This is a genomic window from Acinetobacter sp. CIP-A165 (assembly GCF_000367985.1).
Taxonomy (GTDB): domain Bacteria; phylum Pseudomonadota; class Gammaproteobacteria; order Pseudomonadales; family Moraxellaceae; genus Acinetobacter.
In genome coordinates this window covers 280115-295954 of the sequence record NZ_KB849201.1, presented here as the reverse complement: position 1 = coordinate 295954, position 15840 = coordinate 280115, and the positions used below count along the sequence as shown (strand labels likewise).

At 39.6% G+C, this 15840-nt stretch carries 12 protein-coding genes and 1 pseudogene; 6 read left to right on the top strand and 7 right to left on the bottom strand.

Translation table 11 applies throughout. From position 1 onward, the window contains the following. Positions 1-32: 32 nt before the first annotated feature. Together F991_RS04090 and F991_RS17895 are read right to left on the bottom strand one after the other, a co-directional pair. Positions 33-983 carry a DMT family transporter gene (locus F991_RS04090; protein ID WP_004669130.1) on the bottom strand — a complete coding sequence of 317 codons (951 nt, stop codon included), beginning with the start codon at positions 981-983 and terminating at the stop codon, positions 33-35. 101 nt (positions 984-1084) lie between these two features. Then, positions 1085-1213 carry a hypothetical protein gene (locus tag F991_RS17895; RefSeq protein ID WP_265588192.1) on the bottom strand — a complete coding sequence of 43 codons (129 nt, stop codon included), beginning with the start codon at positions 1211-1213 and terminating at the stop codon, positions 1085-1087. A gap of 174 nt (positions 1214-1387) precedes the next feature. Between F991_RS17895 and pnuC the strand changes: the two genes are divergently transcribed. Next, on the top strand, positions 1388-1963 hold the full coding sequence (gene pnuC, locus F991_RS04085) for a nicotinamide riboside transporter PnuC (protein ID WP_004669128.1): 576 nt from the start codon (positions 1388-1390) through the stop codon (positions 1961-1963). A 44-nt stretch (positions 1964-2007) separates the two neighbouring features. On the opposite strand, the gene F991_RS04080 is transcribed toward pnuC, so the two are convergent. Together F991_RS04080 and F991_RS04075 are read right to left on the bottom strand one after the other, a co-directional pair. Next, positions 2008-3153, bottom strand: coding sequence for a glycerophosphodiester phosphodiesterase (locus F991_RS04080; protein WP_004669126.1), 1146 nt, complete (start codon positions 3151-3153; stop codon positions 2008-2010). A 171-nt stretch (positions 3154-3324) separates the two neighbouring features. Continuing rightward, the gene (locus tag F991_RS04075; protein ID WP_004669124.1) at positions 3325-4938 is read right to left on the bottom strand and encodes a phosphoethanolamine transferase; all 1614 of its coding nucleotides are present in this window, start codon (positions 4936-4938) and stop codon (positions 3325-3327) included. Between the two features lie 331 nt (positions 4939-5269). On the opposite strand from F991_RS04075, the gene F991_RS04070 reads away from it, so the two are divergent. From F991_RS04070 to F991_RS04060, 3 genes are all read left to right on the top strand, one after another. Further along, a complete protein-coding gene (locus F991_RS04070) occupies positions 5270-8371 on the top strand; it encodes an efflux RND transporter permease subunit (RefSeq protein ID WP_004669122.1) in 3102 nt (1033 codons plus the stop codon). 283 nt (positions 8372-8654) lie between these two features. Continuing rightward, on the top strand, positions 8655-9992 hold the full coding sequence (gene mgtE, locus F991_RS04065; RefSeq protein WP_004669121.1) for a magnesium transporter: 1338 nt from the start codon (positions 8655-8657) through the stop codon (positions 9990-9992). A 73-nt stretch (positions 9993-10065) separates the two neighbouring features. After that, entirely contained in the window at positions 10066-10650 is a 585-nt protein-coding gene (locus F991_RS04060; protein ID WP_004669120.1) for a DUF4112 domain-containing protein, read from the top strand. A gap of 57 nt (positions 10651-10707) precedes the next feature. Here the strand turns inward: F991_RS04060 and htpX are convergent, their stop codons facing one another. Together htpX and F991_RS04050 are read right to left on the bottom strand one after the other, a co-directional pair. Further along, the gene (htpX, locus tag F991_RS04055) at positions 10708-11613 is read right to left on the bottom strand and encodes a protease HtpX (protein WP_004669119.1); all 906 of its coding nucleotides are present in this window, start codon (positions 11611-11613) and stop codon (positions 10708-10710) included. 219 nt (positions 11614-11832) lie between these two features. Then, the gene (locus tag F991_RS04050) at positions 11833-12714 is read right to left on the bottom strand and encodes a lytic transglycosylase domain-containing protein (RefSeq protein ID WP_171063394.1); all 882 of its coding nucleotides are present in this window, start codon (positions 12712-12714) and stop codon (positions 11833-11835) included. Between the two features lie 493 nt (positions 12715-13207). Here F991_RS04050 and ttcA point away from each other — a divergent pair, with 493 nt between their 5' ends. Together ttcA and F991_RS04040 are read left to right on the top strand one after the other, a co-directional pair. Further along, complete coding sequence (ttcA, locus tag F991_RS04045; protein WP_004669117.1) at positions 13208-14113, top strand: tRNA 2-thiocytidine(32) synthetase TtcA; 906 nt, start codon at positions 13208-13210, stop codon at positions 14111-14113. A 197-nt stretch (positions 14114-14310) separates the two neighbouring features. Next, positions 14311-14694, top strand: coding sequence for an SCP2 sterol-binding domain-containing protein (locus F991_RS04040; RefSeq protein ID WP_004669116.1), 384 nt, complete (start codon positions 14311-14313; stop codon positions 14692-14694). Positions 14695-14741: 47 nt separating this feature from the next. Here F991_RS04040 and F991_RS04035 read toward each other — a convergent pair. Further along, a pseudogene (locus F991_RS04035) lies at positions 14742-15743 on the bottom strand (transglycosylase SLT domain-containing protein); the annotation flags it as partial. Between the last annotated feature and the right edge of the window lie 97 nt (positions 15744-15840).

Genomic DNA, 15840 nt, shown 5'->3' with positions numbered 1-15840 from the left:
GATCATTTTACTGATCTATCGGTTTTACTGTCTTATACATTCGGTGATTGCTTGCGATATGCATATAAAAATAGACCACAGCATAGGCATATCAAGCCAATAATTAAATGCGAACTGAGTGGCTCATGGTTGAGCGTGATTCCCCAAAGTGTTGCCAATACAGGAGTTATGATCATGATGAGCATCACTGTGGTCGGATTCAGTTCTTGAATTAAATGATAATAAAAAATCATAGCAAGGACTGAGGAAAATAATGCGCTATACAGCAATGCCATAGTGGCTTGTGGACTTGGCAGTTGTGTTGGAATTTCTGAGATAAAAAAGGGTAATAAACAGAGATAGCCGATCCATGAAATTAAGGTCGAGCCAGCGGTTTGAGTGATCGGATGAACCTCTGCACCTACTTTTGCAACGGCTAACATCGAGAGTACATATAGCAAAACCGCAATAATTTCATAGACAATGCCGAGCATATCGAGCTGAACATCATCTGTAGCTAAACCCATTGTCAGTATTAAGCCGAGAAAGGCCAGAATTAAACCGCACCATTGAAGTGGGTGAAAGTGCTCACGTTTTAAAATAAAGACCGCTATCAAACCCGACCACAAAGGTGCTGTGCCATAAATAATTGAAATCATACCCGATGGCACACGTGTCGCCCCCATATAACAAAAAGTCATAGAACCAAATAACCCAATTGCACCTGCTGTATAACTGGTGATTGCTTTGAAATTTATGCTGAGTTTGAGTCCAAAGTAAAACAGACAAACAAAGGTAAGTGGAATGGCGAGACTGTATCGTAGAAACAAACCCCAAGCCCAATGAATATCTTGCACTGTCCATACCGCTGCTAACGGGGTAAATGACCAAATCAGAACAACTGCAATAAATTGACCGACTGGCGCTGGGCGTGGGGAAGTAGAGGCGACAGTCGGTTGTATCTGTGGCGTGGGTATAAAACTTTTTTCATGCAATTGTGACATGGGGTGCTCCAGTAAAAACAACAGTAGGTTTGAAGGTCCAGAATTCAGGACGAAAAAAAAGCCGCCATTGAGGCGACCTATGTTTCATGTAATGTTATTTTTTAACGCGTCATCGGATCAAATAACATTGCAAAGCCTCCTCGTATAGACATGCAGACACGTCGCCATGTTGCATTGGCGAGAATGCAATCTGCGATACATGCGAGATCTAGAGCGGGGATTTTGTTCATGTGAGTTATATTAAAAATAAGCTTAAGATTTTTATAGCATAAGGTCTGAATAAAAAATAGTCATTGTTCTCAATCAGCTTGAAAATATATCAATGCAGCTTGAAGATTTATAGTTGCTTAAATTTAAGATCTTTTCATAATGACATTATTCGATATTTAAACAGAAGTTTTCCCTTGTCTCCTTTAGAAATCATTGCCGTCTTGATGAGTATTATCGGTGTCACCTTGACCATTCAACGTCATATGTGGTGTTGGGGTTTCAATATTTTGGCTTGTGCATTGTACGCTTATCTTTTTTTCACCTATAAATTGTATGCCGAAACCATTCTGCAATTCTTCTTTATCGCATTCAATTGCTATGGTTTTTATTTTTGGTTAAAAGGTAAACGTCAAGACCATGAGATTCGGATTGAGCCGATAGGCATTCAAATGGCAATTGTTCAAATGTGTTTGGCTGCGATGGGCGGATTATTATTGGGTCTCATTTTAAAGCATTTTACGGATGCTGCTGTACCGATGTTAGATTCTCAGCTTGCTGCATTTAGTTTACTTGCAACCTATTGGACCAGCCAAAAACATATTGCAACTTGGCTACTTTGGATTTTTGTGGATATTGTTTATGTGGGCATGTTTATCTATAAAGAACTGTTTTTAACAGCAGCTTTATATGCCGCATTTGTGGGCTTGGCGACTTATGGTTGGTGGCAGTGGCAACAGGTGCAACGAAAGCAGTTGATGAAACAAGCATAAATAAGGACAGCCGAGTGAGCTGTCCTTATGATTGAGTGATTCGATTATTTAGACGCTGTTGCCAGATATTCTTTTACTGCTTGACGTGCAATCGCTGGATCATCCGCAAATACCCCATCCACACCTGCTTTGAAATAAAGCTGTAACTCTTTGATTGATCCTGTTGGACAACGCTCGGCTGCTTTTGATGCTTCAGCACTACATTTTAAAGTCTCAGGTAAGAAGTTATTTTCTGGACGGAATGTATATGGATGTACTTTCAGGCCGACTTGATGAGCATCAGGAATAAACGACGTGGTTTCGGTCATGGCTGCATCTTTAAAGATATAAGGCTTCCACGGCCCAACGCCATTTGCATAGGTTGCAACATCTTTTAAGCCTTTTGCTGTCGCCATATCCGCATAGGTGGTTGAGATATTTTGCGCAACATAATCTGCTGGTTGTGCTGTTTTATCATCATACAGTTGGATCAGCTGAGCATGTTTGATACTTTTATGTAAGTCCAACTGGTTTTTTAAATATTTTAAATTGCTCACTTCAAATGACTGTAAATAGATCGGGGCAATGTCACGGCTATATTTATATTTGGCTAATGTTTTTAGTAATGTATCTTCCATTGCCAAATTCTGTTTTTGGAAAAAAGTTGGGTGTTTGGTTTCGATATATAAACCAATGATTTTACCTGTTTTTTTATAATGCGCTTCAGCCAGTTCAATGATTTGCTCTAAGGTCGGTATGCGATATAAATCATCGTATTGTTGATTGGCTGGTCGATATTGTGGAATACGTTCACGTGCTTTAAGTTGTTGTAATTCTTTGAGGCTAAAGTCCTCGGTGAACCAACCTTCAAAAGTGACGCCGTCAATGATTTTCGTGGTTTTACGATCGGCAAATTCTGGCAGGCTGGCAACATTGGTGGTACCGCTGATTTCATTTTCATGACGAGCGATCAAGACTCCATCTTTAGTTGATACTAGATCAGGTTCAATAAAATCCGCGCCATCATCAATCGCTTTTTGATAGGCCTCAAGGGTATGTTCAGGTCGAAGCGCACTTGCACCACGATGTCCGACCACTAAAATTTGTGGCAATTGATATTGTGGTTGATTGGAATTGGATGAAGCATTGTCATCATTGTTACAACCCACAAGGCCGATCAGACAGAGACTCGCGACTGTTTGCTTTAACATACATAAACTCATGTGTTTTTATTTGAGTCGTTAGTGTGCTGATTGAATTTATCAAATGGATGACAAAGAGATGATCGTTTGATGAAATTACAAATAATTTTTAGATAAAACAATCGAAATTGAGTATCTAATTTTACTCAATGTTAAAAAGAATGTTCTATCAATCAAAATCTAATGCTTTTTTTCCCAATAGGGCCAATTGATTTCAGGGCTAAAGTGATAGTTTTGGTCCAGCCAGTATGACTGAGGCGGAGCATATTTATCTTTGAGTCCCATGATTTGCATGAGATTATTATCGAGTTCAGCGGTGTTGATGGTTTTACTTCGATCTACACCTGTTGACGGCATATGGTCATACCACATGATGACTGGAACTTGATAACCAGCCTTGGTATTTGGACTATGTCCGGCATAATCCATCTCATGACCAACTTCATTACCGTGATCTGAAACAACGGTAAATGATCTAAAGTCTTGGTTCTTTTCAGCGATAAGTTTATCTAAAATCTGAGCCAATAAACTGTCTTGATACAAGATCGCATTGTCGTAGTGGTTACGCATAGAACGTATCCATGGATCAATATCATTTTTCTTGAGTAGCATTTCGACCGCATCATTACTGTCAGCGCTAAATTTATTAAAAGCGGCAGGATAGCGTTCTTTATAGTTTGGGTGTGTGCCAATCATATGAAGAATGATTAACTTTTTAGGCTCAGGGTCTGCAAGGGCTTGCGCGTAAGCAGGGATGAGATTTTCATCTAAAGAGGTGCTGCTACGCCCAGAACGTGTATTTTTATACACGGCTTTATCCGCATAAGAACCGAACAATGAGGAAAGGTAAATATCATCTTGATTGCTGAGCCAGTAAATTTTATAACCCGCTGCTTTTGCATAAGCAAGTATGCTTTCGGGTGAGTAACGATCATGTTCAGACGCAGGACTTTCAGTTAAGAGTACTCGTAATGCATTAATGGTTGAGGGCGATGGTGAAAAAGCATTACAAAACACTTTAATTTGGTTGATTCTTTTTGAAAGTTCTGGTGTGGTGTCTCGCGTATAACCACATAGGCCGAGATCAAGACTGGTAATACTTTCAGACAAGACCAATACATGGGTTTGTTTCTGTCTAGTTGGATCTACAACGATTAGATTTTGTTTCGCACTACGATCCCATTGATGGTGAACATCTTTATGTTTTGTGATTCGATCTCTGAAGTTTTCAATTTTTTCCTGATAATTACTCCAAAATACAATCGGATGAACGTTACGTGATGGTTTCATTAGATAGCAAGTCAAAGTAAGAAGGACCAAAAAGATGATCCATGCACGATAAAAATGGCTGTGCCAAAGTTGTTTGAAGTTTTCAGTTTTTAAATACTTAAATGCAATATAGTGATAGGCGATCGTCAGCGAAACTAAACCTACCAGCACAGCGATAATGCTGATCGCGTGAAGCTGAAAAAACTCCCAAGTTTCGGTATAACTGGTATTCGCAATCGCTTCAATAATAAAATAGGCTTCATTGTCGCTGCTAAATAAAATCCAAGTACTGGAGCGTAACAGTGAGTCGAACCAGAAAATTAGCCACCAAATGATGGACAGAATATACCAAGATTTTTTATTTTGAATGGCTGCCAAATATAAAAAAATCGCACCGGGTAGTGATAAAAAACCAAGTCTTAAGCCATCAGACAAGTTACCTGAAAAAATTAATAAACCGCCAGTAATCAAGGCTGGTAGCAAAATGAATAAGAGAATATTAAAGTTCTTCAGAGTGACCTTCATAGATGTTTAATAAGATTAGGGAGCGCAATAAGCGTGCAACTATCGGTTTTAGATTCGCTGTTGTCAATCTGAATTTAGGAACTCATTGATCGCAAAGTAATTTCAATTTCTCATTTTTTTAGTTGTTTGAATTTAATCAGTTTATTTTGCTATGGATCTGTTTTAATGTGCGTGAAAAAATCCATAATTTCTTCGTAATTCTGGCTTTTTGCAATGATATGTTAATAGGGATAGTGTTTCCTTATTGGCTCAGTAATGATCAGCGTTTATATTTGCCAATTTTATCTATCTTTTTGACAAATTGACTGTTTCAGGAATGGAATGAACAGCCATGTTATCTAAATTTTTTATTGATCGTCCCATTTTTGCAGGTGTCTTAGCGATTATCGTGATGGCTGTTGGGTTACTTGCTGTTCTAAATTTACCTGTAGAGCGCTATCCCGATATTGCTCCTCCTAGAATCACTGTATCGACCAATTATAGTGGCGCAGATGCACAAGCGGTTGAAGACAGTGTTACGCAAGTCTTAGAACAACAAATTAAAGGGATTGACCATCTTCTTTATTTTAGTTCAAGTAGTGATGCCAATGGCAACAGTCGGATTAGTTTGTTCTTTGCGCAAGGCACTGATCCTGATCAGGCACAAGTGCAAGTTCAAAATGCAATTAATGGCGCAATCAATCGTTTACCAGCTGACGTACAAAGACAGGGGGTGAATGTTCGCAAATCGCTCAGTGATTCTTTTATGGTCATTGGCCTAGCCGATGCTTCTGGACGTTCCACCAATATCGATATCTCTGATTATCTAACCAATCATTTTGAGTTAAATCTGAGTCGTCTCGAAGGTGTTGGGGAAATCAGTGTTTTTGGCTCACAGTACGCGATGCGTATTTGGTTGGATCCTAAAAAATTACAACAATACCAACTCAGTGTCAGTGAAGTCCGTACGGCTTTAGAAAATCAGAATGCTCAAGTGGCAGCAGGTGCGATTGGGCAGTTACCGAGTGTAGATGATCAATATTTAAATGCCAAAGTCACCTCAGGCTCTTTATTGCGTACGCCTGAGCAATTTGAAAACATTATTCTCAAAGCAAATAGCGATGGCGGCATGGTCTATCTAAAAGATATTGCCCGAATCGAGATTGGTGCAGAAAACTATCAGATTTTTAACCGAATCAACGGTTATCCCGCTTCGGGGCTTTCAGTTTCATTGGCTGTGGGCGCCAATGTGATGCAAACTGCGGATTTAGTTTACCAAGAAATAGAACGGTTAAAAAAAGGATTGCCTGAAGGTTATTTCGTGGTCTATCCACGTGATGATACCCCTTTTGTAAAAGAATCAATGTCTCAGGTGGTGACCACACTGGTTGAAGCGATCATTTTGGTTGTACTGGTGATGTTCCTTTTCTTACAGAATTGGCGAGCAACCTTGATCCCTGCGGTAACGGTTCCAGTGGTGATTTTAGGGACTTTTGCAGTGCTTGCTGTATTGGGAATGAGCATTAACACCCTGACGCTATTTGCAATGGTGCTTGCGATTGGGTTGTTGGTAGATGATGCAATCGTTGTGGTTGAAAATGTTGAACGGATCATGCATGAGCAGAAACTGGATGCCAAACAAGCCAGTATTCAGTCTATGCAAGAGATTAGCGGGGCATTGGTTGGGATTACCTTAGTATTGACAGCAGTATTTATCCCAATGTCATTTTTTACCGGTGCAACGGGGATTATTTATCGCCAATTTTCGATTACTTTAGTCGCAGCGATGTCTTTATCATTGCTGGTGGCATTGATTCTTACACCTGCTTTATGTGCGATTTTACTAAAACCACAGCAACAGAAAGCCAAATGGGCCGTGTACTTTGAGCGTGGATTAGATCGTGTTAGAGGTTTTTATCTGAATGTCGCCAAAAAGGTGATACAGCTTAAATTTCTGTCGCTTGTCGCTTTATTGTTTTTGGTTGGTGCTTTTGCTTGGACCTATCGTGAATTACCCACCAGTTTTTTACCACAAGAAGATCAGGGGATCTTAGGTGTTCAGTTTCGCCTAGCTGAAGGCACGCCGATGAGTCAAACCCAAATTATCGGCAAACAAATTTCAGACTATTTCTTGGCAGAAGAAAAAGATAATTTAAATGGCATCATGGTGATACATGGACGCAACTTCTCAGGCTCAGGTCAAAACCTAGGGCAAGCCTTTGTTTCTTTGAAACATTGGGATGATCGTCCAGGTGTGAAAAATAGTGCACAAGAAATTCGTGCACGTGCCATGAAGCATTTTGCTCAGAATAATCAGGCACGTATTATGGTACTGATGCCTGCAGTCATACGCGGGTTGGGCAATTCAGACAAAATCAATTTTTGGCTACAAGATACCCAAGGCTCTGGGCGAGATAGCCTCATTCGGTCTTTTGAAAATCTTCAACAGCAGGGCAATGCATTAAGTAGCATCGAAAATCTTGATAAAAAGAGCAATGATGATCAGGCAGTTCTCAATATTAAGATTGATCATCGTACTGCGATGCTACACAGTTTAAATATCAATGAGATTAATCGTACGATCTCGACGGCGTGGAGCGGAAGCTATATCAATGATTTTATTGATCGTGGTCGAATCAAACGTGTTTATTTACAAGGGGATGCACCTTATCGTTCTAAACCTGAAGACTTGAGTTTTTGGCACGTGAAAAATGCACAAGGACAGATGATTCCCTTTACTCAATTTAGCCAAGTTGAATGGCAGGGCGCGCCACCCTTGTTGGAACGTTTTATGGGCTATCCAGCGATTGAATTAGAAGCAGATGCCGCCAGTGGTTTTAGTAGTGGTCAAGGCATGCGAGCAATGGCAAATATTGTGGCACAAATGCCTGAAGTGGGATTGGCGTGGAGTGGTCTATCCTATCAAGAACAGCAATCAAGTAATCAAGCGATTTGGTTATATTTGATTTCGATTGCTTTTATTTTTTTGTGCCTAGCTGCTTTATATGAAAGCTGGTCTATTCCTTCGGTGGTCATGGCGGCTATTCCGCTCGGTATCGGGGGGACGATCTTATTTAGTTACTGGTTTGGTTTTGCTAATGATATTTACTTTCAGATCGCACTGCTCACCACCATTGGGTTGTCTTGTAAAAATGCCATCTTAATGGTTGAGTTTGCAGCCAGTTTACAACAGCGGGGACGCGATGTTCTTGATGCTGCGCTTTATGCTGCTGGACTACGTTTACGTCCGATCCTCATGACCTCGATTGCATTTGGTGCTGGGGTGATTCCGTTAATGTTCTCGACAGGTGCTGGGGCACTCAGCCGTCAAGCCATTGGCTATAGTGTTTTTGGTGGAGTGGTCTTTGGTACGGTGTTGGTCCTTATTTTCATTCCTTTAATGTATGTGTTGATTCGATCAATTTTTAAAGGGAAAACCGTTGCAGTGAGTTGAGTTTTTTTAATATTTTTTCGCTTAAATATTTTTGATAGAAACAAAAAATCACATATTCCATGTAGATAAAGGCTTGCGTCCGCTTGACTCAAGCCTTTACTATGCACGCGCCGTATAAACGGTTAATTGAGGATTAATTGCCTAAATGGACACGCAGAGTTGTAATTTATTACGAATTACACATTATTTTCATAAAAATCAGAATGAAGGTCGTTATCCGACAGTAAAATAATATGCTGTGTCTAACTCTTCATTGCTGATCTATTGTAGTGAAGAGGTAGAGATGGGCTACAACAACTTTTTATATTTATTGCAAGATGCATTAGAAAAAAACAATATTGAACTTGCACTTGCATCGCTTGAAACTTTCCCCGCAGTTGATATTGCTGATCTTTTGACGCAGCTTCCAATCGAACAAAGTCAATTGTTATTGAAGCATTTGCCTGATAGAGCTTATGTTTTTTCTTATCTTCCGCCAAATGAACAAGTCAAACTCGCCAAAGCAATGCCAAGAAATATTCTGGCTGAAATCGTCGGTGAAATGTCATCGGACAAACGAGCTGATGTTTTTAAATGCTTAGATAAACAACAACAAAAAGCATTGCTTCCTGCACTGGCCCAAGCTGAAAGAGAAGACATTCGTCAACTTTCATCGTATCTAGAGGGAACAGCAGGGGCGATTATGAGCTCCGAATATGCGACCTTAAAACCCAATATTATGGTCAAAGATGCAATTAAAATGTTGCGTCTTGAAGCACCAGATACAGAAACCATTTATTTTGCTTATGTATTGGATGATGCACGAAAAATATTGGGAGTTTTGTCATTAAAACAGTTGATCCTTGCACCTGCAACGCAGAATATTAGTGAGCTGATGGTTACCCATGTTTTGACTGCTTATGTAGATACCGATCAAGATGAGGTTGCTAAAACCATCGCAAGATATGACTTATTGGCACTCCCAATTCTTGATCATCAAGAAATGATGGTCGGGATCGTGACCTATGATGATGCGATGGATGTCGCCAGTGAAGAAGCAACTGAAGACTTCTTAAAAGTCGGTGCGGTGAATGCATCTTCGAAACTGAGCATTAAAACAGCCCCAATTTTACAACTGTATCAAAAGCGCGTTTTTTGGTTGGTGTTTTTAGTGTTTGGTAGTTTGCTTTCTGGGATTGGGATTGCACATTACGAGGATGTCATTGCACAAAATCTAGTATTGGTCTTTTTCTTACCTCTTCTGGTCGGTAGTGGAGGGAATGCAGGTTCTCAGTCTTCTACCTTAATGGTACGTGCTTTGGCAACGGGGGATGTGCAATTTAAAGATTGGTTTGCGCTGCTCGGTCGGGAAAGCTTAGTTGCCTTCTGCTTAGGTGGCACGATGGCGATCGCAGTATCATTATTGGGTTTTTTCCGTGGAGATGAATTAATCGCACTGGTTTTAGCATTGAGTATGATGGGAATCGTGTTAATGGGCTGTTTGATTGGTATGAGTCTGCCATTTATTCTAAATCGATTTGGGCTAGATCCAGCAAGCGCGTCAGCGCCATTAGTCACTTCAATATGTGATGCGACTGGAGTGATTGTCTATCTATTTATTGCTTCTATGATCTTATTTTAGTTGTAAAAATAATACCTTCTCGATTTAAAAAGTATTTATGATCAAGCTATAAACTTGGTTTAAGGTTGGACAAATGTCAGAACAAAAAAAATTAACTCAGCAGCAAGCAATCGTTGTGGAGCGTGATTTGGCGAAATTCGCCAATACGATGGACAGCTTGGTACGAATTCCGTTCACTAAACAAGGTGTCGGTGCGGATGCAGCATTAAGTACGATTCCTTTTGCGGGCGATATAGCAGGTTTTGTTCTGACTTTATATGCTTTCAAAAAAGCCAGAGAAGTGGGTGTTCCGCAACATAAACTCAATGGTGTGGTGAAACTTGCGATCTTAGATATGTTGGTTGGTTTTGTACCGATTGTAGGGACTTTATTTGACGTATTTATTCGGCCAAGCCGCAAAACCCTTGAGATTGTACATAATCATATCCGTGAGGAATATCAAGTACACAGTGATATTCATGTGGTGCATCCATTTTTGCATGAATCTCTAGAGCAAAAACAGAAAACCTCAGCATTTTGGCGTAATCCGATTGTGAGCTGGATTTGGCTGCGGATACCTGATTTGCTTGGCATCGCCGTTTTGATTTTACTTGTGCTTGCACTTTGGCTTGGCTTGAGTTACGCGTGGCAGTTGTATCAATCTTTTAAAATGGGTTAATTTTTTCCAAAAAATAAAGCCTCCAATTTGGAGGCTTTATTGGTGTATCTGTTTGGATTAGTGAACGTTTAATTGCTTTAATGCAGCAACACGTTGTTCGATGCTTGGGTGGGTGTGGAACAATGCAGCTAAGCTAAAGCCTTGTTCTTTACCTTCCGCGATTGCAAATGCTTTCATTTCTTTCGGCATTTGATCTGGCATTTCTGATTCTGCTTGTAAGCGAAGTAGTGCAGAAATCATTGCATCTTTACCAGCCAAACGTGCACCTGCTTCATCAGCACGGTATTCACGTTGACGAGAGAACCACATTACGATGGTTGATGCCAAGATACCAAATACGATATCTAAAGCAATCGTAATCGCAAAATAGGCAATTCCTGGCGCTTCGCCATCTTCACGACCAAATACATTACGGTCAATAAAGTCCCCAGCAATACGCGCAAAGAACATAACGAAGGCATTGACTACACCTTGGATCAATGCAAGGGTAACCATATCACCATTTGCAACGTGACCAATTTCATGCGCAAGTACAGCACGAAGTTCATCTTTGTTCATACGTTCTAATAGACCTGTTGAAACAGCTACTAGTGCGTCGTTTTTATTCCAACCTGTTGCAAATGCATTAGATTGATAAGATGGGAAGATACCAACTTCAGGCATTTTAATACCTGCACGTTGGGATAATTGAGCAACTTCTTGTAATAACCACGCTTCGGCTTGATTACGAGGTGCATTCGGGTCGATTAATTCGGTCCCAGTGGTTTTTTTAGCCATCCACTTTGATAGGAATAGGGAAATCAAAGAACCTACCATACCAAAGACAAGGCAGATAACCATTAGGTTGCCTAGATTTAAGCCACCCGCGCCATGGTAACTACCGACACCGAAGAGTGACAAAATAATGCCAGCTACAACCAGTACCGCGAGGTTGGTTAGCAAGAACAAACCAATCCGCATCATTGAGAAAACCCTCTTATAAAGAAAAAGTGATCTGATTTATAAATATAAATCACCCCAATAATATGCAGGTTGAACCCCAAAAATTCAAGGGAAAAAATAGCTGTTATTGCATGTTTGCAAACAAAATAATGAATCTACAAAGAAACAAGCACTTAAAACTAATTTTAGCGTGAAAAAAGTAACAAATAATTGCTAATCATCGTTGTTTTAATGTACATATTAATCCGTTAAACGGATATGGGCAGAAGCAGTGGCATTCGCTGTGGAGTAGCTGCCTGCTGGTGCATCTGTAAAGGTACCATCGGCCAAAGTGATGATTTGTCGATTGTACTGTCTTGATGTTGATGCGGTTTCGGCGTTTGTACTGTTATTTGAGCCTGCATAATTGACTGATTGTGCGATCACTTGTCCATTGGTTGAATGAGTTGTCGGTTGAGATAAATTGGTCCCTAAACCTGATACATAGAGGTTTTGATAACGACTAGTGACACGACGAACATAATCCTGTGTTTCTCGGAATGGGGGGATGCCTTTATATTTATCAACATTGCCTTCTCCTGCGTTATAGGCAGCCAAGGCCAAGCGTGTGTCACCTTTAAAGCGTTTCAGTAACCAGCTTAAATACTTTGCACCCGCAAAAATATTTTGCTGAGGGTCGTACGCATCCGAGACATTGAAGCGTTTAGCTGTCGCTGGCATCAACTGCATTAAGCCTTGGGCACCGACAGGTGAGCGTGCATTGACATTGAAACCAGATTCAGTGTGCATTACCGCTTTTATTAGACCTTCTGAAACACCATGTTGTTGCGCTGCTTGACGGATCAAATGGTCGAAAGTATTTCGGTTACGGCTATAACTGGGTAGAACTGAAGCTTCGCTATTGCCCCAATTACGATAGCTATGGATATTGCTATCGGGATAATAGGTTGCTTTAACCACTTTTAAATGGCTGTATTCTGCTTTCTTTTTATTGGTCAGCAGTGTAGTACCATTGCTATCTTTAAATTGATAGATGGTTTGCCCAGCGTGTGCAGTTACTGTTGTATTAAAAAAACCGATTGTCCCCAAATACAACATAAAAAAATAAGTTATTTTGTTCATCGTTATAATATTCACAAAAGATGAGCTTTAATTCATTTCAGCAGTGTAACAAAAAAATCTCTAAAAAGTACTTTCGCTACATTTTTTTATTTTCTACTGTCTAACAAAAAATCAAGTCCTTTTGCTCGAATGTTCAGCAAAAAAAAATTAAATTTTTTTTAAAATTTAAGTGTTGACTTATATAAGCTGTTGTTTTTAATGGGGTAAAATGATTGGTTATAAAATGATCAATTTGATTGAAAGCCTTATTCTAAGATAAAAAAAGTTTGTCAATAGCGAAGAAATCCACAATTTTATCCACAGTTTTTGTGGAAAACTGTGGAGAAGTCTGAAATATAAGCAATCTAGACGATTTTGATAACTTTTGATCAGAATTTTACCAGTATGAAACTCAAATATGACGATTGAGAGAAATTGAAAAATTCTTTAGGTGCGCATTTTTTCGGAATGGGATAAAATCTTGCGGTATTTTGTTTATGAGTAAATCACGTCTATGTACGCGCCAGTGGAGTCCAACCAAGGATTTAATTTCAAGCCAGAGCTTCCTACTAGTTCGGCCTATTATCGCTTGTTGAAAAAACTACGTCGCCAAGTGGGGCATGCAATTCGTGACTACAAGATGATCGAAGATGGCGATAAAGTCATGGTATGCGTATCGGGTGGTAAGGACAGTTATACCTTGCTCGATATCTTGCTGCAATTCAAACGTATTGCGCCGATTAATTTTGATATTGTTGCCGTTAATCTGGATCAAAAGCAACCTGGCTTTCCTGAGGATGTTTTGCCACGTTATATGGAAGAAAACAATATTCCATATTATATCCTTGAAAAAGATACCTACACCATTACCAAACGCTTAACGCCTGAAGGTAAGACCTATTGCGCCGTATGTTCTCGATTGCGTCGCGGTTCACTCTATGGCTTTGCCCAAGAAATCGGTGCGACGAAAGTGGCTTTAGGTCACCATCGTGATGATATTTTAGCGACATTCTTCCTGAACTTATTCCATGGTGGTAGTTTGAAAGCGATGCCACCGAAACTGCTGTCTTCAGATAAAAAGAATATTTTGATTCGTCCTTTGGCTTATGTTGAAGAAAAAGACATTATCAAATATGCAGAAATGCGTCAGTTCCCGATCATTCCGTGTAACTTGTGTGGATCTCAAGAAAATTTACAGCGTGCGATTCTGAATGACATGTTGCGTGACTGGGATAAGCAATACCCTAAACGTTTACATAGTATTTTTGGCGCATTACAAAATGTATCACCATCGCAGCTAGCTGATCGAGAGTTATTTGATTTTGAAGCGTTGGATGAGCAGCGTGAGTTCGACATGAAAGATCCAGAAGAATTGAAAAATCGTCTAGATGTGGTGAATTTAAGTTTCGCTGCTGAATAAAATGTAAGAAATATTTTAAAGGCACTTTGTTAAGTGCCTTTTCTTTATAAATTTTTTAAAAATTGAATCCTACGTACAAAAAGTCATAGCCTAAAATAAAATATACGTGCTATAACATGGCACAAGCAAATTGCTTCATGTGATGTCGTCTGGATAGATGGCACAAGAAATTGAACAAATATATTTGAGGAATAATCATGGCTGCATTTTTAACTGATGATTGGTTTGCAACTGTCGATACACTTACTGCTGAAGCAGGTGATTTAAACTTGCCACCAGCACTGGCGAATTTGGCAATTAACTTGGTTGTAACAGATGCAGCTGGTAATACAGAGTTAGCTTTAGATGCTGGTAAAATCCAAAAAGGATTATCGACCAAGGCTAAAACAACTTTAAACATGGATGCTGAAACTTTACGTAAAGTATTCTTAGAGTTTGATATGGCTGCTGCAATGCAGGCGTTCATGACAGGTAAAATCAAAGTACAAGGCGATATGTCTCAACTTATGGCTTTACAGACGGCTAAGCCAAGCCAAGAACAAAAAGACTTATTCAAGAAAGTACTTGAGCAAACTGCTTAAATTCTTTTAAAAAAAAGCTTACCCATTCGGTAAGCTTTTTTTATTTTTTAAATATTAATTAGATCACTGGTTTTAATGTGTTCTAAGTAAGCACGAATACGTTTGACGTATTGCACGGCTTGTTTATGTCGACCATTTTTAGCTTGGTTACGCTGTAAATAATCATATAAATTTACCCATTGATTTGGGTCTTTACCTTGCGCTTTGATCCGTTTCTGTGCCTGACTTACTGCACCTGGCCCCATATTATAAGCCACTAAGGCATACCAGTTACGGTCAGGGTAGGGAACATTGGCAAATTGATCCAGCATCAGATCATAATACTTGGCACCACCTTGGATGCTTTGTACAGGATCAACACGGTTGGTTACACCCATCGCTTGAGCCGTACTATTCGTCAGCATCATTAAGCCACGTACGCCAGTAGGCGACACTGAAGTGGGTTTAAGATAAGATTCTTGATAACCAATTGCTGCCAATAAATGCCAATCTAAATTGTATTTAGATGCACTTTTCTTAAAGCTCGCTTTATAGATGGGTAAACGTTGATTCAAATCTTTTTGAATCGTTGACCAAGATTCGGGTTTAACCACATTGCGGTTGTAAAAAGAAGCAAGCTGCTGTGTTGTACCCAATTGTTTACTTTGGCAAATAAAACCACTTGCTGTCAGTGTGAGCGGATCATCAGCTTGTTTAAATACCCAATTGAATTGAGGATTTAAACCATTTTTGCTTAAGCTATCTTGATCGCCACAACTTGCTGAAAAAGAAACCAATTGTTTATTTTCAATCTGATTTAGATTCGCTGTTGTCATGGCCAGATTGGCTTTGCCTTGGGCGATCCATTTTAATGCAGTTGCATTATCTGGAACTGTTTTAAAATCGAGCTTTACATTTAAACTCTGTGCATAGTTTCGTGCTAAATCATAGCCAAAACCATGTAAAAACTGATCTTCTTTAAATACGATCGTTGGATTTTCAACTGCAACCACGGTTAATACATTGCTTGCCAAAACAGTATTGTATTGATGTGATTTTTCAGCGCTCAAGCGGCTTTGTTGCACAAAGATTTGAAATGCAAAGCGCCCCTAATTGAGCCAAATTTAAGGCGTAACTTGGGTAAGTGGTCGACCTAATTCCGTAAAT